Raw genomic sequence first — 21,978 nt, 5'->3', positions numbered from 1 at the left:
TCTAATTTATTTGTTCATTTTTTCTTGATAAAAAACGAACCAAAAAATCAAGTCTATATATAGAAAATTGCTGCGCACCACTCATTGCTAAAGCTTCATGCTTTAAGCTGTGCTTAGCACTTCCGCTTTTCATTCGTTATTTCTTATTATAGACAGTTATCATTTTATAGTTAAGTATTGATATTTAGTTTTTTATATTCAATAATCATTATCAAATCTTCAAATTATCTAAATTAAATAATAGCATTGTTACGTCGCTACATTACTACATTGGTATATTACAAGTTTGTTAAAATCTCCTGCAATACCACTTGAGCTGCAAAAGTTCGGTTGTTGGCTTGTTCAATCACAAGAGAATTATTACTGTCTAGCACAGCATCTTCAGCAACGACATTTCTTCTTATGGGCAAACAGTGCATAAATTTGCCATCACCCATTTTTTCCTCAGTAATCATCCAGTTTGAGTCTTCGTTTAGTACCTTACCATATTCGTTGAAAGAACTCCAGTTTTTTGCATAGATAAAATCTGCATTCTCAAAAGCTTTCTGTTGGTTGTATTCAATGTGAAACCCTTTCGTAACTTCAGGGTTTAACTCATAACCTTCGGGATGGGTAATTACAAAATCTACATCCATTCTATGCATAAGGTGTACAAAAGCATTAGGAACAGAGTGGGGCAGTGCCTTGGGGTGTGGCGCCCAAGACAATACAACTTTGGGTTTGCTTGTTGTTTTTTTTTCTGTAATTGTAATGGCATCTGCCAAGGCTTGCAAAGGGTGGTCAGTAGCACTTTCCATATTCACAATAGGTACGGTAGCATATTTTACAAAACTATTCAGTACTATTTCTGCAGTATCTTTTTCTTTGTCTTTTAACGTAGGAAAAGCTCTTACTGCAATAATATCAGCGTATTGCGAAATCACTTGGGCAGCTTCTTTAATATGTTCTGACGTGTTTACATTCATTACCGTACCGTCTTCAAACTCCATGCTCCATGCATTGGTAATATTTAGTACACTTACTTGCATGCCTAAGTTTTTTGCCGCTTTTTCCGTACTTAACCGAGTACGTAAACTTGCATTGAAAAACAACATGACTAGTGTTTTTTGCTTCCCAAGATGAGCAAATTGGTAGGGATTTTCTTTTAATTGAATTGCTTTTTGAATTGTTTCAGAAAGGTTTTCAATATCGTTAAGACTGGTGTATTTTTTCATCTTTATTTGTTTTGTCATTGCGAGTCTTTCGACTGTCGCTCAAGACAGGCTAAAGCGTGGCAATCTGTTCTAAATTCGTGTTTTTTGAGAGATAACCACGTCGCTCTCGCTTCTCGTTATGACGTTATTTAAGTTCTTTTTTTAGTGCATCAAAAAACACGTCGATGTGCTGTTTTTGCATAGTTAATGGGGGTAGAATTCTTAATAAATTCGGATTCTTAGCACTTCCAGTAAAAATATGGTGCTCATAGATTAACTTTTTTCTTAATGCTGCAACTGGAAAATCGAATTCCAATCCTAACATAAAGCCTCTCCCTTTTACCCTTGTTATCTGCGGAATTGTAGCAGTTTGTTTCATAATATAGTTTGAAACTTGTTGTACGTTTTCCATCAATTCTTCTTTTTTAAGCGTTTCGATAACCGATAGCGCAGCAGCACAAGCTAGGTGATTCCCACCAAAAGTAGTTCCCAGCAATCCGAAAGAAGCTTTAATGCTTGGGTGAATTAAAATTCCACCTACAGGAAATCCGTTTCCCATTCCTTTTGCCATGGAGATGATATGCGGAGTAATTCCGTGTTTTTGAAACGCAAAGAAATCACCTGTTCTACCAAAGCCGCATTGAATTTCATCGGCAATTAATACGGTGTTGTACTGATTGCATAGTTTTTCTAAGTGTTGGTAAAACGCAGTGGTCGCTTCGTCCAATCCGCCAACACCTTGAATAGTTTCTATAATAATGGCACAGACCTCATTGTTTTGTAAGGCTTTTTCAACATCGGCTACGTCTTCAAATTCTAAGAAAATTACTTCTTGTTGTGCGTTGATGGGTGCAACAATTTTTGGATTATCGGTTGCCGCAACCGCCGCTGAAGTACGTCCGTGAAACGAGTTTTTAAAAGCGATTACTTTCTTTTTATCGGTGTGAAAAGAGGCTAGTTTCAAGGCATTTTCATTCGCTTCAGCTCCAGAATTGCATAAGAATAACTGGTAGTCTTTGCAACCCGATACCTCTTCTAATTCAGAAGCTAATTGAACTTGTAGCGGATTTTGAATCGCATTGCTATAGAATCCTAATTTGCTTACTTGCTCGCTAATGTTTTTTACATATGTAGGGTGTGAGTGCCCGATAGAAATTACGGCATGTCCACCGTATAAATCTAAATATTCATTGCCCTTGTCGTCGTATACATACACGTCGTTGGCTGTTACTGGGGTGATATCAAATAGAGGGTATACGTTAAATAAACTCATGATTGTTTTTTTATGCTGTTAATTTTATTGAAAGAGGCTACCATTCCTTGTATGAGTGCTGCACTTAACCCTTTGTGTTCCATTTCATTCAAACCTTCAATCGTACAACCTTTCGGAGTGGTTACTTTGTCTATTTCTTCTTCAGGGTGATTTTGGGTGGTTATTAACAAATTGGCAGCACCTTCACTGGTATACATGGCTAATTTTTGCGCTTCTTTAGCATCAAAACCTAACTGAATAGCGGCTTGTGTAGTGGCACGTATCAAACGCATCCAAAAAGCGATACCGCTTGCACAAACCACGGTGGCAGCTTGCATTTGATTTTCAGGGATTACCATGGAAGTTCCTAGTTGATTGAATATTTTTTGAGCAATGGCTAGCTGTGTTTTATCATCGTTATTAGCTGCTAAACAGGTCATCGACTTTCCAACGGCGATAGCTGTATTTGGCATGGCTCTTACAATACAAGTTTCTGTGCCAATAATTGTTTCAATTCTATCAATAGAAAAACCTGTTATGGTTGATATGACTATATGATTTGTAGAGAGTAGTGGTGCTGTTTCTTTTAATATGGCTTCGAAATGAGCAGGTTGCACGGCAAAGATTAACACATCAGATTGGGTAATTGCTTCCTTGTTATTTGAACCGATGCAAACATTTGCCACATTTGTAAATTCATTCAATTCTTCAAGATTTCTTTTGGTTAGAAAAAGTTGCGAGAACGAATTATTTTTTATTAATCCCTTTGCGATAGATTTTCCTAAATTTCCTGTACCTATGATCGCTATTTTCATATTTTTTTAGTTTAAAAATAGGTTGCTTTGAGATGTAGTGCTGTATCTTCTTGAAGTCTAAACATGAGATTCATGTTTTGAATTGCTTGCCCAGAAGCACCTTTTAATAAGTTGTCAATAATGCTTGTGATGAGTAGTTTATCTCCGTGTTTATGCAAATGAATTAAACACTTATTGGTATTCACCACTTGCTTTAAATGCAATTCATTTTCTGAAACAAAAGTAAAAGCGGCGTCTTTGTAGTATTCTTTATATACTTGTGTTGCTTCTTCTAAGCTTCCTTCGAATTTAGTGTATAGTGTTGCGTAAATTCCTCTAGAAAAATCACCTCGGTTCGGTAAAAAGACTACTTCCGATTCAAAACTTTGCTGAAGTGTGTGTAGGGTCTGATTAATTTCTCCTAAATGTTGATGTGTAAACGCTTTGTAGTAAGAGAAGTTATTAGCTCTCCACGTAAAATGCGTAGTAGCAGAAAGAGAAGTACCTGCTCCTGTAGCACCCGTTACCGCATTGACATGAACATCATTTTGCAATAAATTGGCATTGGCTAACGGAAGCAATCCTAATTGAATAGCGGTAGCAAAACAACCCGGATTGGCAATATACGAGGCATTCTGTATGGCTTCTTTTTGCAATTCAGGCAAGCCGTATACAAACTCTTTTCCTTTAAAAACACTATCCGCTTTCAACCTAAAATCATTTCCTAAATCAATTATTTTTGTGGTATCTGAGAAGGAATTTGCTTCTAAAAACTTTTTAGAATTTCCATGTCCTAAACATAAGAATAGTACATCTACCGTGGTATTGATTTTATTGGTAAATTCTAGTGCCGTACTTCCTACTAAATCTTGGTGTATATTCGCTACTTTATTACCAGCATTTGAAGTGCTATATACAAAGTTGATAGTTGCTTTTGGATGCTGTAATAAAAGTCGTATCAATTCTCCTGCGGTATATCCTGCACCTCCTATAATTCCTACTTGTATCATATTGTTTGTTGTTTGTTTTGTAATCCGTTTTTTGAGATAACCAAGTCGCTCATTTCGACTTCGCTCCATGATCTTCTCATTATGACGGTTATTTTAGAACCAAGAACAAAGATCGCTTCGCTACTTGTGTAAAGACTTTTCTATAAATCTCTTTTCTTTCATCTCATTGCTTACTTCTTGATTCTTGCCTCTTGTTTTTATGGAGTTTAAAAATAGCTGAAATAACAAAATTCTAACTCCTATTTTGCCTACTGCCTACTGATTCACTTGTTGGTATATTTTATTCTGATTTCCTAAGATTTTGATAAAACCTTTCGCGTCTTCCGCTGTCCAACCTTTGTTTAGCTCCCCGTAGCTTCCGAATTTAGCATTCATTAAATCGTGCGGAGAATCAATTCCATCTAAAGTAAAATGATATGGTCTTAAGGTTACAAACACCTCTCCCGTGACTTTCGACTGACTGTTTTCTAAGAAAGCCTCTATATCTCTCATTACAGGGTCTAAATACTGACCTTCGTGTAAATGCATTCCATAAAAACTTGCCAAGTACTCTTTATGTTGCAATTGCCATTTCGTTAGCGTGTGTTTTTCTAACAAATGGTGTGCTTTAATGGTAATTAACGCTGCTGCTGCTTCAAAGCCCACTCTTCCTTTAATTCCTACAATAGTATCACCTACATGAATGTCTCTACCAATTCCGAACTCAGAAGCTATCGCATTCAAATACTCAATATTTTGTACAGGAGTTTCTTTATGGTCGTTAACGGCAACCAATTCTCCTTTTACAAACGAAAGTTTTACTTGCTCGGGTGTTGTTTTCGTTACTTGTGACGGATAGGCATGCTCTGGTAGTGGGTTCTTAGAGGTTAAGGTTTCTTCACCACCTACACTAGTTCCCCACAGCCCTTTGTTTACAGAATATTTAGCCTTTTCCCAAGATAAATCAATGCCGTTGTTTTTTAAATATTCGATTTCTTCCTGTCTTGAAAGTTGTAAATCTCTAATAGGTGTGATGATTTCGATTTCAGGAGCTAAGGTTTGAAAAATCATGTCAAACCTCACCTGATCGTTTCCAGCCCCCGTACTTCCATGAGCAATAGAATTGGCACCAATACTTTTGGCATACTCCACAATTTTGATGGCTTGTATAATTCTCTCGGCACTCACCGAAAGCGGGTAAGTGTTGTTTTTTAACACATTGCCAAAAATTAAGTACTTAATTACCTGGTCGTAATAATCTGTTACGGCATTAATGTTTTTATAGGTAGCCACTCCCATGGTGTACGCATTTTTTTCAATGTTTTTAATTTCTTCGGAAGAAAATCCACCTGTGTTCACGCTTACAGCATGCACTTCATATCCTTGTTTTGATAAACTAACGGCACAGTATGAAGTGTCTAATCCGCCACTATAAGCAATTACTAATTTTTTCATTTTTTGTCTTTTTTTAAGAAGATAGTTTCTTTGATTCTTTTAAGTCTTTGAAAAACTTTTTCTTTCACTTTAATATGTGGTGTCTTTTTATTAGGGTCGTATAACATGCCCGTACACAAACACATTTTTTGTTGAGTACGCTGTAAAACATCGTAGTTTTTGCAGGTTTGGCAACCATTCCAAAAAGATTGGTCATCGGTAAGTTCAGAAAAGGTAACAGGTTTATACCCTAAATCGCTGTTTAGTTTCATAACCGCTAAACCCGTAGTAATACTAAATATCTTTGCATTCGGAAATTTTGCTCTGGAGTGTTCAAAAACTACTTTTTTAATTTTCTTAGCCAATCCAATACCTCTGTAGTCGGGGTGAACAATTAACCCTGAATTAGCAACAAACTTACCGTGACTCCATGCCTCGATATAGCAAAATCCAGCGAACTTATCTCTGTCTAAAGCGATAACAGCGTTCCCATTTTCTAGTTTAGTAATAATATATTCTGGTTTTCTTTTGGCAATTCCTGTGCCTCTAACCAGAGCAGCTTCGTCAATAGTTTGACAAATAATTTCAGCATACTTACTATGCGATTGATTGGCAATAACAACTCTCATTGAAATTGATTTTTAAATATATTTTGTTAGTAATCTTTGAACTGAATGAAGAACCGGACACACCTAGGTTCCCAAAAGAAACAACACCCTTACGGGCGACGTCGGTTAAAAATAGGTCGTACACAAATTGCGTTATTAAAAATAATAACAGGAATTTGGAACGGTGTAGAAATGTAACTAGTTGAAATCAAAAGAAAAAAATAAAATTATACAATATTCAGTTTTGTGTAAGGGAAGACCTAGCGTCGGTTAACAAACCGCACTAGAAAACTGGGTATATGAGTATATGTTTTATTTGTTTGCATAATGCGACAAATCTATAAAATAAATTTTAATAATTACAACAAAAAAAAGTATTTTTTTTATAAGTGCAACAAATACAGTAGTTTATAAAGTTGTTTTTAGCAAAAAACACAGAAAAAAATAAAAAAGATTAGGATAATTAAAAAATAATTTTAAATATTTGTGACATCAGATGAAAAAACAAATGTTACATATCATTTCTATTATTGTCATTGTGATTAGCTCACAAGGATAGGGAAGTGGTATTTACAAGTTGAAAATATAAAGTACAAAAAGGCTTCCTAAATTTTAGGAAGCCTTTTTTAATATCGTAAAAAGATGAATCAATTTTTTAACATCGTAGTAATTAGTATTGTCATTATTAGCTCTCCACCGAGTTGATACAGATAATAATTACCTATAAGTAAGCCTGTATCTAATTTATGATACAGGCTTTTTTATTCTTGTGAATATCATAAGTTTAAAATGTTAAAACACTTAAAAACAGTTATTTATATTCTTTTTATACAGAATAGAAATCATTAAAATACTAAATACCAAAGTATAAATAAAAAAACGAAAAATAATTTTGAACACTGAAACCATTAAAAAATGTATTACAACGAACAAACAGTAATTTATCAGAATGGGCAATTTATTAAGGCAAAAGACGCCACTGCCAATGTATACAGCCAAAGTTTACACTACGGAAATGGAGTTTTTGAGGGTATAAGAGCATACCACACGAATGAAGGAACTAAAATATTTAAGCCGTATGAACACTATAAAAGGCTAAAGTTCGGAGCAGGAGTAATGAACATTCCATTAGCGTATTCAGAAGAAGAGCTAACCCAAATCACCTACGAATTGTTAGAACGTAATGGATTGAAAGACGCTTATATACGTCCGTTGGTTACTACCGGAGTCGATATGAGTTTGTTTAGCTCTAAAGAATCGAATTTAACTATTCAATGTTGGGAGTGGGGAAAATATATGGGAGATAAATTACTACGTGTAAGAACTTCCTCATTTCAACGCCCGAATCCGAAGTCATGTTTTGTAGAAGCAAAAGTAACAGGACACTATATCAACTCTATATTAGCAACAAACGAAGCAAAGAACGATGGCTATGACGAAGCGCTGTTGCTAGATATGAACGGTAATGTAGCAGAATGTTCAGGAGCAAATGTTTTTATGCAGAAAGACGGAAAATTATACACACCACCAAGAGGTCATATCATGGCTGGAATCACTCGTTCAACGGTTATCGATTTGTGCAGAGAAGAAGGAATATTGGTAACAGAAAAGCACTTTACCCTAGAAGAGTTAAAACAGGCCGATGCGTGCTTTTTTACAGGAACCGCAGCCGAAGTAGTAGGATTACAATCGTTAGATGAATATCAATTTCCATTAGCATGGGAAAAAACACACGGATATCAATTAATGAAATTATATAAAGACGAAGTATTAGGACTACGCCAAAAACGCAAAGCAAGCTAATAATATGGAATTAAATAAATTCAGTAAACAAGTAACGCAAGACGATACACAACCAGCAGCACAAGCGATGTTGCACGCCATTGGCTTATCAAAATCAGATTTAGAAAAACCGTTAATAGGAATTGCAAGTACGGGTTACGAAGGAAATCCGTGCAATATGCATTTAAATGATTTGGCAAAATTGGTAAAAGAAGGAACTGAAAATGCTGATTTAATTGGATTGATATTTAATACCATTGGCGTTTCTGATGGAATTTCTATGGGAACCCCAGGTATGCGTTATTCACTACCTTCTCGTGATGTCATTGCCGACTCTATGGAAACCGTAGTACAAGCAATGTCGTATGACGGATTGGTAACAGTGGTAGGATGCGATAAAAATATGCCCGGAGCCTTAATGGCAATGTTGCGTTTAAACCGTCCGTCAGTTTTAGTGTATGGAGGTACCATCGCATCAGGATGTCATGAAGGAAAAAAATTAGATGTAGTCTCTGCCTTTGAAGCTTGGGGAGAAAAAGTAGCAGGCACCATTACCCAAAAAGAGTACCAAAGTGTTATAGAAAAAGCATGCCCAGGAGCAGGCGCTTGTGGCGGAATGTACACCGCAAACACCATGGCTTCGGCGATAGAAGCTTTAGGAATGAGCTTACCCTATAATTCATCAAATCCTGCCATTAGTAACGATAAAGAACAAGAATGTATTGCAGCAGGGGAAGCATTGCGAGTATTGTTAGAAAAAGACATTAAACCATCAGACATTGTTACCAAAAAATCTCTAGAAAATGCGGTGCGATTGGTAACCGTTATGGGAGGTTCAACCAATGCTGTATTGCACTTTTTAGCCATAGCCAAAGCAGCAGAGGTGCAATTTACCCTAGAAGATTTTCAACGCATTTCTGATGAAACCCCATTTTTAGCCGATTTAAAACCGAGTGGAAAATACTTGATGGAAGACGTACACAAGGTAGGCGGAACTCCAGCAGTTTTAAAATACTTATTAGAAAAAGGCTTGTTACATGGAGACTGTTTAACAGTGACTGGAAAAACACTTGCCGAAAATCTTACCGAAGTTCCAAGTTTAACAAACGGACAAGAAGTTATCAAACCAACAGAAAACCCTATCAAAGCCACGGGGCATTTACGTATGCTCTACGGAAATTTAGCAAAAGAGGGTTCCGTAGCTAAAATAACAGGAAAAGAAGGCTTGTATTTTTCAGGAAAAGCCAAAGTTTTTGAAGGTGAATATGCAGCGAATGATGGCATACGCGACGGAAAGGTGGCCAAAGGAGATGTTGTTGTAATTCGGTATGAAGGTCCCAAAGGCGGACCAGGAATGCCAGAAATGTTAAAACCAACAGCCGCAATTATGGGAGCAGGATTGGGTAAAGAAGTAGCCTTGATTACCGATGGTCGTTTCTCGGGAGGTACGCACGGGTTTGTAGTCGGGCACATTACGCCAGAAGCTCAAGAAGGAGGTGTCATTGCTTTGGTAAAAGACGGAGATACCATCACCATCAATGCTGAAACGAATACCATTAATCTAGAAGTTTCAGAAGAAGAATTAACAAAAAGAAAACAAGAATGGGTGGCGCCACCTTTAAAAGTAACAAGAGGCGTACTCTATAAATATGCAAGAACCGTGGCATCTGCCTCTAACGGATGTGTAACCGACGAATTTTAGTTTGAGAAAAGAATAAAAGAGTCAAGATTAAAGACGATGTTGAATAACGTTAAAATTTAATAAAATAACTAAGCATATAGCCAAAAGCTAAAAGCACAAAGCTGAGTTTATGGAAGCAAAAACACAACAACAAACAGCACAAGAAACCACCCAAAAAGTAACCATTACAGGTGCAGAAGCCGTAATTAAATGTTTATTGGCAGAAGGAGTCGATTTGTTATACGGATATCCAGGAGGGGCTATTATGCCAGTATATGACGAGTTGTATAAATACCAAGATCAATTACATCATGTATTAACACGTCACGAGCAAGGGGCTACCCATGCGGCACAAGGGTATGCAAGAGCAACGGGAAAAGTGGGAGTAGCTATAGCAACTTCGGGTCCAGGAGCGACGAATTTAATTACAGGAATTGCCGATGCACAGATTGATTCAACCCCAATGGTTTGCATTACGGGTCAAGTCGGGTCTCACTTATTGGGTTCCGATGCGTTTCAAGAAACCGATATTGTAGGTATTTCAACGCCTGTAACCAAGTGGAATTATCAAATAACCAAAGCAAGCGAAATCCCTGAGGTAATGGCAAAAGCATTTTACATTGCCCGTTCAGGACGACCCGGTCCTGTTTTGGTTGATATTACCAAGAATGCGCAGTTTGAAGAGTTTGATTTCGAATATAAAAAGTGTACGTCTATACGAAGTTATCAACCAGTTCCTACGATGGATATGCAAAGCGTTGAAGCGGCTGTAGCCTTTATTAATGCGGCGAAAAAAGCCATTGGTGGTTTGGGGGCAAGGAGTAATTCTTGGAGAAGCAGAAGAAGAATTCAAAGCGTTTATACAAAAAGCAGGAATTCCATCGGCAAGCACCTTATTAGGCTTATCAGCTTTACCAACCAAACATCCGTTGCATGTAGGTATGGTAGGTATGCATGGTAATTATGGTCCGAATAAATTGACCAACGAATGTGATGTGCTAATCGCTATTGGAATGCGTTTTGACGACCGTGTTACGGGAGATTTGAGTCGTTATGCAAAACAAGCCAAAGTAATCCATTTTGAAATAGATCCTGCAGAAGTTGACAAAAACGTGAAAACAACTGTTGCTGTTTTAGGAAATGTAAAAGAGACCTTGGCAGCGGCGCAACCACTATTACAAGAAAATTCACACAAAGAATGGTTGCAAGAGTTTAGAAAATTAGATGCCATAGAGTTTGATAAAGTGATACAAAATGATTTGTACCCTACCAAAGAAGGACTCACGATGGGAGAGGTTATCAAACAGCTAAACGAAGCTTCAGAAGGAAAAGCTATTGTAGTTACCGATGTGGGGCAACACCAAATGATAGCAAGTCGTTATGCTGAATTCAATCAATCTAAAAGTAGTATTACTTCTGGCGGATTAGGTACCATGGGCTTTGCATTACCAGCAGCGATTGGAGCTAAAATGGGAACTCCAGAACGTGAGGTGATTGCGGTAATTGGCGACGGTGGCTACCAAATGACCATACAAGAATTAGGAACGATTTTACAAACGAAAGCTGCTGTGAAAATAGTGGTGTTAAATAACGAGTTTTTAGGAATGGTACGACAATGGCAACAATTGTTTTTTGACAAACGATATGCCTCGACTGAAATGACGAATCCTGACTTTGTTACGATTGCCAAAGGATATCATATAGCCGCAAATAGAGTAACTAAAAGAGAAGATTTAGCAACCGCTGTTCAAGAAATGATGCAATCTAAAGACGCTTATTTTTTAGAAGTATGCGTAGAAAAAGAAAACAACGTATTTCCAATGATTCCTACAGGAGCATCGGTATCAGATATTCGATTAAAATAACAAAAAATGAGTACAAAAAACACCTATACAGTTTCTATTTATACAGAAAACAATGTTGGATTGTTAAATAGAATATCAGCCATATTTCAACGAAGACATATTAATATTGAAAGTATAAACAGTTCTTCTTCGGAAATTAAAAGTGTTTCTAGAATTACACTTTTAGTAAAAATCACAGAAGAGCAAATGAAAAAAATAATTGGTCAAATTGAAAAGCAAGTAGAGGTTATCAAAGCTTTTTACCATACCGATGAAGAAACGGTTTACCAAGAATCATGCTTGTTTAAACTCAGTACCGATTTGTTAACCAACAACGATGAAATTCAAACGATTATCAATCAAAGTAAATCAAGAGTCATCAACATTAATAAAAACTTTTTTGTGTTGGAAAAGTCTGGCAAAAAGGAAGAAGTGGAAGAGTTGTATCATATTTTAGACAAACACGGTATCATGCAATTCGTACGATCAGGAAGAATAGCCATTACGAAGGATGAAATGCCCGTATCTCAATTATTACAATTAATAAAAGCATAAAAAACACAAATACGAAAGAAATGAAAAATTATTTCAACCAATTATCATTAAGAGAAAAATTAGCGCAGTTAGGAAAATGTAGGTTTATGAACACAGAAGAGTTTTCTGAAGGAATTGCCGCATTAAAGGGTAAGAAAGTGGTAATTGTAGGATGTGGAGCACAAGGATTGAACCAAGGATTAAACATGCGCGATTCAGGATTGGATATTTCTTACGCACTACGTAATGAAGCCATCAAAGAACAGCGTCAATCCTATAAAAATGCCACCGAACACGGTTTTAAGGTAGGAACTTATGAAGGGCTCATTCCAACAGCCGATTTGGTGTGCAATTTAACACCAGATAAGCAACATACTCAAGTGGTAGAAGCGGTAATGCCCTTGATGAAATCAGGAGCTACTTTATCGTACTCTCACGGATTTAATATTGTGGAAGAAGGAATGCAGGTACGCAAAGATATTACTGTAATTATGGTGGCGCCTAAATGCCCAGGAAGCGAGGTACGAGAGGAGTATAAGCGTGGATTCGGAGTACCAACACTTATCGCTGTACACCCTGAAAATGATCCAGAAAACAAAGGATGGGCGCAAGCAAAAGCCTATGCCTATGCAACAGGAGGTCATAGAGCAGGAGTGTTAGAATCGTCGTTTGTTGCCGAAGTAAAATCAGATTTAATGGGAGAACAAACCATTTTATGTGGGGTGTTACAAACAGGGTCTATCTTATCATTTAATAAAATGGTCGAAGAAGGTATTGAACCTGCGTATGCTTCAAAGCTCATTCAATATGGATGGGAAACCATTACCGAAGCATTAAAACATGGAGGTATTACCAATATGATGGACCGTTTATCGAATCCAGCAAAAATCAAAGCCTATCAACTTTCCGAAGAATTAAAAGAAATATTAGCTCCATTGTTTAGCAAGCACATGGACGATATTATGTCAGGACATTTTTCAAAAACGATGATGGAAGACTGGGCGAACGATGATGTAAACTTACATACATGGCGCGCAGCGACTGGAGAAACAGCCTTTGAAAAAACAGCCGCTACTTCCGAAGAAATTTCAGAACAAACGTATTTTGATAAAGGAACTTTGTTAGTTGCTTTCGTAAAATCGGGCGTAGAGCTCGCTTTTGAAACCATGGTAAAATCAGGAATTATTTCAGCCTCGGCCTATTACGAGTCGTTACATGAATTGCCATTAATAGCCAACACGGTAGCTCGTAAGAAACTGTTTGAGATGAACCGTATTATCTCTGATACTGCTGAATATGGGTGTTATTTATTCGACCATGCAGCAAAACCCTTGTTAACTGATTTTATGAAATCTGTACATACTGATGTTGTTGGGAAAGAGTACAGTACAAGCAATGAAGTAGATAATTTAGAATTAATTAAAGTAAACAACGCTATTCGCAATCATCCGATTGAAAAGATAGGAGCAGAGTTACGTGAGGCGATGACGGCGATGAAGGTAATTAAAACAAATGTGACTAAAGAAGAACCTGTGTTAGCATAAAAATATGGAAGTTCAAAGAAAAACTTATTTTCCTAAGTTAGAAGCAATAGAGGAAGCTGCTGCAACTTTAAAAGAAGTTGTGGCGGTTACTCCGTTGCAAGAAAATTTTAATCTGTCATCCCATTTTGATGCCAATATCTTTTTAAAGAGGGAAGATTTGCAACAAGTTCGTTCGTATAAAATTAGAGGTGCTTACAATAAAATAAGTTCTTTGACAAAAGAGGAATTAGAAAACGGAATTGTGTGTGCAAGTGCAGGAAATCATGCGCAAGGAGTTGCCTTAGCCTGTAGAAAGAAAGAGATTTACGGAACGATTTATATGCCCGCACCAACTCCGAAACAAAAGGTAGAACAAGTAAAAATGTTCGGAGGTGATTTTGTAGCTATCAAATTGGTGGGCGATACCTTCGACGATGCTTATAAAGCGGCGAAGTTAGTATCTGATAGCTTGCAAAAAACATTTGTACACCCGTTTAACGACGAAAAAATTATTGAGGGTCAAGCAACGGTAGGACTAGAAATTTTAGAACAAGCACAACAAGCTATCGACTATGTATTTGTGCCTGTAGGCGGCGGCGGATTGGCTGCTGGTTTGTCGAGTGTTTTTAAGTTGTTATCACCAACTACAAAAGTAATAGGAGTTGAGCCTTTAGGAGCCCCTTCTATGAAAAAATCTATAGAAGCAAATAAAAATATTATCCTAGATAGCATTGACAAGTTTGTAGATGGTGCAGCCGTACAACAAGTAGGAAAGTTGACGTACAAAATTTGTCAAGAGAACTTATCAGAAGTCGTTACGGTTCCTGAAGGAAAAGTATGTCAGACAATTCTAGAAATGTACAATAAAGAGGCCATCGTAGTGGAGCCTGCTGGCGCTTTAACCATCAGTGTACTTGATTTTTATAAAGAAGCATTAAAAGGTAAAAATGTTGTATGTGTGGTGAGCGGCAGTAATAACGATATCACTCGCACTGCCGAAATAAAAGAGCGTGCGTTGTTATATGGCGGATTGAAACACTATTTTATCATTCGTTTTCCACAGCGTGCAGGGGCTTTAAAAGAATTTGTTGCTGAGGTATTGGGCGAGAATGATGATATTACCTTTTTCGAATATTCTAAAAAAACCAATAGAGAAAACGGACCGGCAGTTGTGGGTATAGAACTAGAAAAGAAGGAGGATTTGCAACCGCTTATTGAAAGAATGAAAACACGAAATTTTTATGGTGAATATCTAAACGATAAACCTAATTTATTTGAGTTTTTGGTATAAAACAATTTTGAATTTGAAGTTTAAATTGTTAGGTTTTTGTGGATAGATGTCCGTTTGATTTAAGGATGCGTTACAAGCGTAATGCAAATACTGTAAAGAAAAGGAGTTTTCTATTTTGGTTGTTTGTTAACACCAGTATTTTTCTTTTTCATGGTAAGAGCAGAAATCTTATTCCGCCCCAATGGTTTCTATAATTACCTTCAAAACTCAAAAGTTCATTTGATTTAGGTAATTTATTATTTTCGGCATATTCATTAAACTCAGATTCTGTTTTGAATTCAGTTATTTTGTCCGTTTTCAAGTCCAATACAAAATATGTGTTCTCAAAGTCATAAAACCAACTTTTTAGATTTCCACATAATTTATCATTCGTAACTTTAAAGTGTGTTGTTTCTATATTAATTCCGTCGCTAGTTTTTTTTCCTTTCAAATATCCGTATTCAGTCCAATTTGTATTTTCAATCGTTTCCCAATGTCCGATTGGAATCATTGGTGCGTCTCCAAGTCCGTGATTTCCCCAATATGTAAAAGAGAAAATAAAAAGTCCTATTGAGATTAAAAGACCAAAAGAAAACCAGTATTTTTTCTTTTCTACTTTTACTCTTTTTATAAAATCAGTCGGTTTAAATTTTCCAATAAATAATAAAATTCCGATTAAAATAAAGGAATAAATAGACGCAAGAATTCCTATTTTAATTAACTGAAATATGAAGTGAAAAAGTACTTCCATGGATTTGGTTTATATTGTTGCTAACGTTTATGTATAAGAATAGTGTGGTCTTGTGTATGAGGATTTTCCGAAGGAAAATCAGACACAGCAATAGCAAAATGCCATTTAGTTAAGCACTAATTTAGCAACTATTTTTATACGGTTATACATAGGTTTTTTTATTCGGTCAATTTATTTTTAATCAAGTAGTCTAATTCCGCTTGATATTTTTTTCTCCAATTTTTTCCGTTTTTCTTGTTCAGATATTTTTCAATTTCAGCGTTATAAGAGTCAATTCCACGTAATTCTGGTTTAGTTACAATACATCCAGTATTTGATTGGTGAAATCCATATTTTTCATTAAGAGAAATAACTGGAACTCCATAGTTGAAATTAGGTATTCCAACTTGAACAATTCTTGCTTGATCTCGCCAAGAATCAATTTTTGCTGTTAAGTAATTATATCGAGTTAGGAATCCGTATTGCCAGAGTAATACTGTCAAGAGTATAACTCCAATTCCGATTTTTATTTTTTTTCTGCGTATCATTCGTCAACTTATTTGTGTATGATTTTTTGCGGGAAAATCAGAGGCAGCAATAGCGCAATGCCCTTTAGTTAAAGCACTAATTTAGTAATTGTTTTTATACTGTGTGGGCCACTGGCTTTTTTCAGTTTGCTAATTTCTTAATTATTAATCCGCTAATAAAAGTCGAGATTATTGTTAAAAATAAAATCATTCTATAATTCACATTATTTTGGTGATATTTTAAAATTCCGTCATTCATTATTGGGTTCGTTATTGTTATTTTTATGAACTGACTTTCGAGAAAGCAATAAAGACAGTAAAAGGTCGGAATTAAAATCAGATAGATTAGATTCATTCCGATTATTTTTTTCAGAGAATTTACCTTTCGAGATGTTAAATAAAATCCGATTGGTATTAAAGTCAGAATAAAAGCAACGTCCGTTTCAAAAAAACGAAAGTCCTTTCCGCCATAAAACCCGAGTTTGTAATTCGCCAAGTATTTTATCGCTTTGCGAGTCAAAATTCGATAATCCAATTCGTATCGCATTCCGAAAATGAAAGTCAGAATTACAATAAAAATTAGTAAAATCAGTTTTTGTTTTCCTTTCAGCATTTCGTTTTTCAGCTTGTTACCAACGTTTGGTGTTTTGACCCATATAAACCCAATGAATAAACAAGTAATTCCAAGTAAAAACAAAACTGTACTTGTCGGATGACCAATTTTTGTTGTAAAACCTATTCCAATCATTAACCAACCTGAAATTAGTAATATTATTGATGATAATATTTTCAATGTTCTACTCATTTCTCAAATGTGTGGTAACGTTTTGTGTATGATTAGTGGCGTGTTTAAGCACGCTCAAAACTAGCCATTAATTATAGCCATTATGCCTGTTAGACAACCCCAATATACGATTTTATTTTTTTCAATAAACGAGCTATTTCCATGTTATACTAGTATATCAATCACCTATTACCCCACCCAGAATGAGTTCAACATGCCTGGGTAAGACGTCTACAGGAAGGCTACATAAAAGCCAAACGGCAAAGCTCGGTAGAACTTTTTTTTGGAATCCCCACTCAGTATATGGGCTTGCGCAAAGTTAATGTTAGGGGTATCGATGGGGCCAACAAGTGCATGCTCATGGCTGTGGCGGCTTACAATATTAAAAAAAACTATTAAAACTCTTGGGTACACCTACTAAAACTGAGGCCAAAGCAGCTGCTTTTGTGTTTTGGTTAAAAAACGTACGATATCACTTAATAAATTTCGTTTTAAGCTCAGAAAAAAAGCAAAATAAGGAGTTAAAAATTTTGGCTTCGTTCTAAATACAACCCTTACATAGCTTTAAAAGGAAATCCGTTTTTTGAAATTTGGGGGTTGTGCATCAGCTACCATTGTTAGCCACTGGCTTTTTTTATTTCGGTTTCTATTATTTTCCATCTTTCCAAGTCTCAACTTTTGTAATTTCTCCTTTGGAATTATAGAAGTATTGTTTGTCAATTGGTTTGTCGTCTTTAAAAATCCCCTCGTATTTTGTATTTCCATTTTCGTAAAATTCACGATAAATTCCGTTTTTATCGAGGTCAATAATTTCGGACTCCGTTTTTAAAAATCCGTTTGGATAATATTCTTTGAAACTCTCTTTTTCTATGTCGTCTTTTAACTCTTGAATTACTCTTTGAATCTTTAGTGAACCGTCTTTATAATATTCCGTTTCGACAGTTCTTTTTAAATCGTGTCCATCGTGTTCGGAATATTCATAAGAGTAAGTTGAGATTTTTTCCAAAAGTCCATTTTCATAGAATTCTTGAGTTCCCATTTCTTTGTCGGCAGTATAAAAGTCAATCCAATATAATTTTCCGTCTTTTTGGTAATTGTAAAAATTCCCTTGTCTTAAACCACAGAAATAGTTGTATTTAGATTCGAGAATTCCATTTTCGTAATAATCTTTCCATTCTCCGTGTTTTTTTCCTTTTCTGATTGTTGAATTATTTCCAACTCCACAACCTGCAACGTAGATTTTTGTGTGATTAGTTTCGTATTCACAATTCTTGAATTCTCCAGTTGTTTTTACCTGTCCGTTTTTATAATATTCCGTGTATTTTCCAATTAAGACACTATCGATTAAAAATCCCTGAATTTTGATTTGACCATTATCATATTTTTCAGCATACTCACTCTGCGAGTAAATCAAACTCGAAACTAAAATGGTAAGAAGTAATGACAATTGGTATTTCATAAATTTGGTTTCAGCTTGTGGCTAACGTTCAGGCTATGAGTAGTTGCGTGACTAAGATATAACTTTTGCAAGTACACACCAAACTGAAAATTTCGCAAAAATTTTCAGATGTAGCCCATACCCAAGCAATTACTTATAGCCATTGTTGGCAACTGTTATTTTATTTCAGGAAACTTTATTAAATCTCCCAATTGTTTTTTTATTTCTTTTCTACATAATTCGGCAAATGTCAAATCATTAGATTCCTTTATATATCTGCTGACTAAAAATAAATCAACTGTATTTATTAGACCTATTTTCTCTCTTTTTGCTCCTGTTTTGCATTTTTTCGTAAAATCTAACTTTCGCTTATTTGGCTCAATTAGTCTCTGCGGATTTCCAAAAAGAAGTCCAAATGCTTTTTCTTCAACGTTTTCTTTTTCAAAATCAGCATTAAGTCCATCCAATAATTGTCTGAATTTTGACACATCAATATCTTTATTGTCTTTGCCTTCGCATTCTCCAATAAATCTATCTCCTTCAGGTGACACAATTATCTGGTCTAATTCAAGTTCTCCATCATCATAATTTTCTGCTTTATAGCCCAAGATTTTTAGAGCTAAAATAACAGCTTCTTCTAGAGGTTTACCTGTTTCAAAAAGTAAATCTTTTAATTTTTCTTGTTCATCAAAAACTTGAGATAAATTTTCATTTTCTTTGAGTCTCTTTTCTATTTCGCGTTGATTTTTGTCAATTATTTTCTTTGTTTCAACTGCTTCAAATATTTGATAATTTTTTTTGTCAACCCAGTTAGGTTTAGGTGATTTTTGATTGTTTTTTGATAGAACTTTATCAATTTCGACTAAACAGTTTACAAATATTTTTCCTTTAGTTATAGCTTCTTTTGTCCAAAACTCTTCATCAGTTTCTTTTTCATATCTAGTAAATGAAGGTATATCTAAATTTAGATTTGGTAGGAAAACTATATGACCTTCTTTGACTTTCAAGGTTGCTCCTAAAATTCTATCTTTCTTTTTTGTTGTGAATGTAGGTTTTTCAATTTTTTCGCTGACCAAATATGTTTCAAAAGAAAAGAAGTCTTTAAATTGATTTATAATATTCTTGTAAGTAGATGATTCGGTGTAAACGTTTTTACCACTCGCAGAATGATATTCTATCTTGGAAAATGGTAAAAACTCGTAATTGTTCAATGGTGCAACGTGATTTGTCGTTTTTTGATTTCGACCTGTTCCACTAATATCTTTTGTTCCAGTGTAAATAAAGAAATCTTGTTTTTTACAAAGCACAACAAACAAAGTTCCACCTTTTACAACAAAGTTCATTAACTCCTTTTTCCAGTGTTTGATATGTTCAAACATTTTGGCAGAAGATTCTTTATTGTAAAGTTTCTTTCCCTCGTATTCTTCGTGATTACTATTAAATACATCGCTATTGTAACTAGAATAAGAAGTTGTACTTAAATTCGGTGAAAATACTGCTATGTCTGTTTCTGAAAGAGAACTATTGCTATCAATACTTAAATGATCATCATTTTCAGATGGTATTGAAAATCCAATTCCTTTTATTTCTTTCATTTGCAGTTTGTTTTAATTGTTGCCAACTCGTTTTATACCAAACTTTAGTTTTGTTATCCCAATGAAAACATGGGATAAACTAAAATTTAACAATTATTATACGCTATCAAATATATCAAAACCAATGCTTTATCAAAAGTAAAGTTATTAACGAGTTATTGCTATTTGTTAATTAATTATAAAAATCGAGTTGTTCTTACAATTCTTGCGAATCTAAAACATTGATCACATACGATCTTACGGCATCCCATACCCCCCCATTATTTACGTAATAAAAGACGTTTCAAGGAGTATCAAAGGTTATACAGGTCGCAGCTATCACGGCGTGCTCCGCTAATACTACGGCATGGGTCGCAGCTATCACGGCGTGCTCCGCTAATACTAAGGCATGAGTCGCCGTTATCACGGCATGCTCCGCTAATACTACGGCATGGGTCGCAGCTATCACGGCACGCTCCGCTAATATCACGGCATGGGTCGCCGCTATCACGGGGGCGGGAAAGTTTATAAAAGTTGTACAATTCTTATTAAGCCGAATAGTTTTCGGCTTTTTACATCATATTTCTTTTCAAATCTGGGTTTTCTCCAATCTCGCTGCAGGCTTCTATACAAATGGAGTCTTTATTTAGGACGAATCATGTTAAAACAAGCCTTTGCAATTATAAAAAGTGGTTTGCCTTATGGTATAAACTATCAAAGTAGCTTGGAGTGAAAAAATATAAAAAAATTAGTTGTTTTTACCTCATTTCTTTGTTAGCTATAGTTTTTATTTAATTAATCTTCTTCGCCTTCTGGGACAATCACAAATGCCCATTCCGCTTCATCCGGAACTCCGTATTTTACTAAAAATTCTCCTCCAAGTCCACTGACTTGTGATTTTTTGTCTTCTATTTCAAGTCCGTAAGTTTCTCCAAACATAAATTTTACACCATTGTTTAATTCAAGCGTGTCTGTGTCTACCATATTGAAAACTTTGAATTTGTTGGGTTGTATTTTAATTCTTTCTGAAACTTGAATTTCATTTAGAGTTTCATTAAAAATAAACACCTTATAGGTTTTTTCAGTTTTCTCGTATTTAGCTGGAATGATGGAAACTTCATTTCCCTTTTGAATAAAGACATTTCCGTGTTCATCTGTCCATTTCGATTCTTTTGCTATTTCTATTGGGTCAAAACCGTATATAAATTTATTTAATTGTCCATTCGAGCTTTCTAGTCCAACTATATTCATTAATTGCTCAATATAAGCACAAACCATTTCTCGGTCTTCGGTATCTAATTCCAGATAGTTTTCTTTAAATCTTGAAAGACCTATTGCAATCTGTTTTTGATAATCTTTGTCAGTAGGATTTTCAGATTCCACAACGTTTTTAAAGTCAGATGCTATTTCGTTAATTTTCTCTGTGAAAATTGGTCTCATTTTTTCATCTGAGATTCCTGGATAATAATTCGGATAAGGTTGAGCAACAAATTTTTTCTTGGCAATGAATTCCGTAAACTGCTCATTAGCATTCTCAGGTGTTTTCATTTTAGTTGCTTTTTGTCCGCAAGCAGATAGGGTTAAAAAAAGTATGAAAATTTGTGTGTATTTCGTCATTTCTCAAATTGTAGCTAACGTGTTTCAGCAACTAATTTAGCAAATACAAACCGAATAGAAAATCCGTGAGGATTTTCGTAGGTAGGCTTGCACTAGGTATTAATTTTATAAGGTGTTAGTCACTGATCTTATTAAGATCTACATATTTTTTTACTTTCTGAATTTTCAAATAATCTTCGTTATCTAGGCACTTTCATAAAATAGAAATCCCTTGTTTTTACAGGGGATTTGTTGTACCTTATCTTCAAAACAAACCCCGAAAATCACCTAAAAAGGCAAAAAACGGGGTTTTCACATTACTTAATTATGAAAATACGAAGAATTTCTGAAATGCAACACCGTATTTCAATTTTTTCCCCTAAGCGAGAATTATGATGCTCATTATGCACGTTTTTTAGAGGGAG

The 21,978-nt window shown here is 35.3% G+C and carries 18 protein-coding genes and 1 pseudogene; 7 read left to right on the top strand and 12 right to left on the bottom strand.

Translation table 11 applies throughout. From position 1 onward, the window contains the following. Position 1 precedes the first annotated feature (1 nt). The 7 genes from P8625_RS03710 to P8625_RS03680 all read right to left on the bottom strand — a co-directional run bounded on the left by P8625_RS03710 (position 2) and on the right by P8625_RS03680 (position 6,291). Positions 2 to 133, bottom strand: coding sequence for a hypothetical protein (locus P8625_RS03710; RefSeq protein WP_279652151.1), 132 nt, complete (start codon positions 131 to 133; stop codon positions 2 to 4). 145 nt (positions 134 to 278) lie between these two features. Beyond that, the gene (locus tag P8625_RS03705; RefSeq protein ID WP_279652150.1) at positions 279 to 1,214 is read right to left on the bottom strand and encodes an N-acetylornithine carbamoyltransferase; all 936 of its coding nucleotides are present in this window, start codon (positions 1,212 to 1,214) and stop codon (positions 279 to 281) included. Between the two features lie 124 nt (positions 1,215 to 1,338). After that, positions 1,339 to 2,466 (bottom strand): aspartate aminotransferase family protein, encoded by a 1,128-nt coding sequence (locus P8625_RS03700; RefSeq protein WP_279652149.1) that lies wholly within the window; start codon positions 2,464 to 2,466, stop codon positions 1,339 to 1,341. Further along, on the bottom strand, positions 2,463 to 3,260 hold the full coding sequence (gene proC, locus P8625_RS03695; RefSeq protein WP_279652148.1) for a pyrroline-5-carboxylate reductase: 798 nt from the start codon (positions 3,258 to 3,260) through the stop codon (positions 2,463 to 2,465). Before proC ends, P8625_RS03700 begins: the two co-directional genes overlap by 4 nt. An 11-nt stretch (positions 3,261 to 3,271) precedes the next feature. Next, a complete protein-coding gene (argC, locus tag P8625_RS03690) occupies positions 3,272 to 4,249 on the bottom strand; it encodes an N-acetyl-gamma-glutamyl-phosphate reductase (protein ID WP_279652147.1) in 978 nt (325 codons plus the stop codon). Between the two features lie 255 nt (positions 4,250 to 4,504). Next, positions 4,505 to 5,683: an argininosuccinate synthase gene (gene argG, locus P8625_RS03685; RefSeq protein WP_279652146.1), complete on the bottom strand. Its 1,179-nt coding sequence runs from the start codon at positions 5,681 to 5,683 to the stop codon at positions 4,505 to 4,507. Further along, positions 5,680 to 6,291 (bottom strand): GNAT family N-acetyltransferase, encoded by a 612-nt coding sequence (locus P8625_RS03680; protein WP_279652145.1) that lies wholly within the window; start codon positions 6,289 to 6,291, stop codon positions 5,680 to 5,682. The genes argG and P8625_RS03680 overlap by 4 nt, the downstream gene beginning before the upstream one ends. An 894-nt stretch (positions 6,292 to 7,185) precedes the next feature. Between P8625_RS03680 and P8625_RS03675 the strand changes: the two genes are divergently transcribed. The 6 genes and pseudogenes from P8625_RS03675 to ilvA all read left to right on the top strand — a co-directional run bounded on the left by P8625_RS03675 (position 7,186) and on the right by ilvA (position 14,925). Continuing rightward, positions 7,186 to 8,073, top strand: coding sequence for a branched-chain amino acid transaminase (locus tag P8625_RS03675; protein WP_279652144.1), 888 nt, complete (start codon positions 7,186 to 7,188; stop codon positions 8,071 to 8,073). 4 nt (positions 8,074 to 8,077) lie between these two features. Then, a complete protein-coding gene (ilvD, locus tag P8625_RS03670) occupies positions 8,078 to 9,754 on the top strand; it encodes a dihydroxy-acid dehydratase (protein ID WP_279652143.1) in 1,677 nt (558 codons plus the stop codon). 109 nt (positions 9,755 to 9,863) lie between these two features. After that, positions 9,864 to 11,598: pseudogene (gene ilvB / locus P8625_RS03665) on the top strand (biosynthetic-type acetolactate synthase large subunit). 6 nt (positions 11,599 to 11,604) lie between these two features. After that, positions 11,605 to 12,132 (top strand): acetolactate synthase small subunit, encoded by a 528-nt coding sequence (gene ilvN, locus P8625_RS03660; protein ID WP_279652142.1) that lies wholly within the window; start codon positions 11,605 to 11,607, stop codon positions 12,130 to 12,132. A 20-nt stretch (positions 12,133 to 12,152) separates the two neighbouring features. Then, a complete protein-coding gene (gene ilvC, locus P8625_RS03655) occupies positions 12,153 to 13,655 on the top strand; it encodes a ketol-acid reductoisomerase (protein WP_279652141.1) in 1,503 nt (500 codons plus the stop codon). Between the two features lie 4 nt (positions 13,656 to 13,659). Continuing rightward, positions 13,660 to 14,925, top strand: coding sequence for a threonine ammonia-lyase IlvA (gene ilvA, locus P8625_RS03650; protein WP_279652140.1), 1,266 nt, complete (start codon positions 13,660 to 13,662; stop codon positions 14,923 to 14,925). 148 nt (positions 14,926 to 15,073) lie between these two features. On the opposite strand, the gene P8625_RS03645 is transcribed toward ilvA, so the two are convergent. After that, on the bottom strand, positions 15,074 to 15,655 hold the full coding sequence (locus P8625_RS03645) for a hypothetical protein (protein WP_279652139.1): 582 nt from the start codon (positions 15,653 to 15,655) through the stop codon (positions 15,074 to 15,076). Between the two features lie 158 nt (positions 15,656 to 15,813). After that, positions 15,814 to 16,137: an FEKKY domain-containing protein gene (locus P8625_RS03640; protein WP_279652138.1), complete on the bottom strand. Its 324-nt coding sequence runs from the start codon at positions 16,135 to 16,137 to the stop codon at positions 15,814 to 15,816. Positions 16,138 to 17,191: 1,054 nt separating this feature from the next. Between P8625_RS03640 and P8625_RS03635 the strand changes: the two genes are divergently transcribed. Continuing rightward, positions 17,192 to 17,344 (top strand): transposase, encoded by a 153-nt coding sequence (locus tag P8625_RS03635; RefSeq protein ID WP_279652906.1) that lies wholly within the window; start codon positions 17,192 to 17,194, stop codon positions 17,342 to 17,344. Positions 17,345 to 17,594: 250 nt separating this feature from the next. Here P8625_RS03635 and P8625_RS03630 read toward each other — a convergent pair whose 3' ends face one another. The 3 genes from P8625_RS03630 to P8625_RS03620 form a co-directional block, all read right to left on the bottom strand. After that, entirely contained in the window at positions 17,595 to 18,404 is an 810-nt protein-coding gene (locus P8625_RS03630) for a toxin-antitoxin system YwqK family antitoxin (RefSeq protein ID WP_279652137.1), read from the bottom strand. Between the two features lie 155 nt (positions 18,405 to 18,559). Further along, positions 18,560 to 19,978, bottom strand: coding sequence for a hypothetical protein (locus tag P8625_RS03625; RefSeq protein ID WP_279652136.1), 1,419 nt, complete (start codon positions 19,976 to 19,978; stop codon positions 18,560 to 18,562). Positions 19,979 to 20,752: 774 nt separating this feature from the next. Then, entirely contained in the window at positions 20,753 to 21,505 is a 753-nt protein-coding gene (locus tag P8625_RS03620) for a DUF4844 domain-containing protein (RefSeq protein WP_279652135.1), read from the bottom strand. Between the last annotated feature and the right edge of the window lie 473 nt (positions 21,506 to 21,978).

The sequence above is a fragment of the Tenacibaculum tangerinum genome (assembly GCF_029853675.1).
In the GTDB taxonomy this organism is placed as follows: domain Bacteria; phylum Bacteroidota; class Bacteroidia; order Flavobacteriales; family Flavobacteriaceae; genus Polaribacter; species Polaribacter tangerinum_A.
The sequence above is the reverse complement of the archived record's forward strand: the minus strand, read 5'-3'. Positions and strand labels throughout refer to the sequence as shown.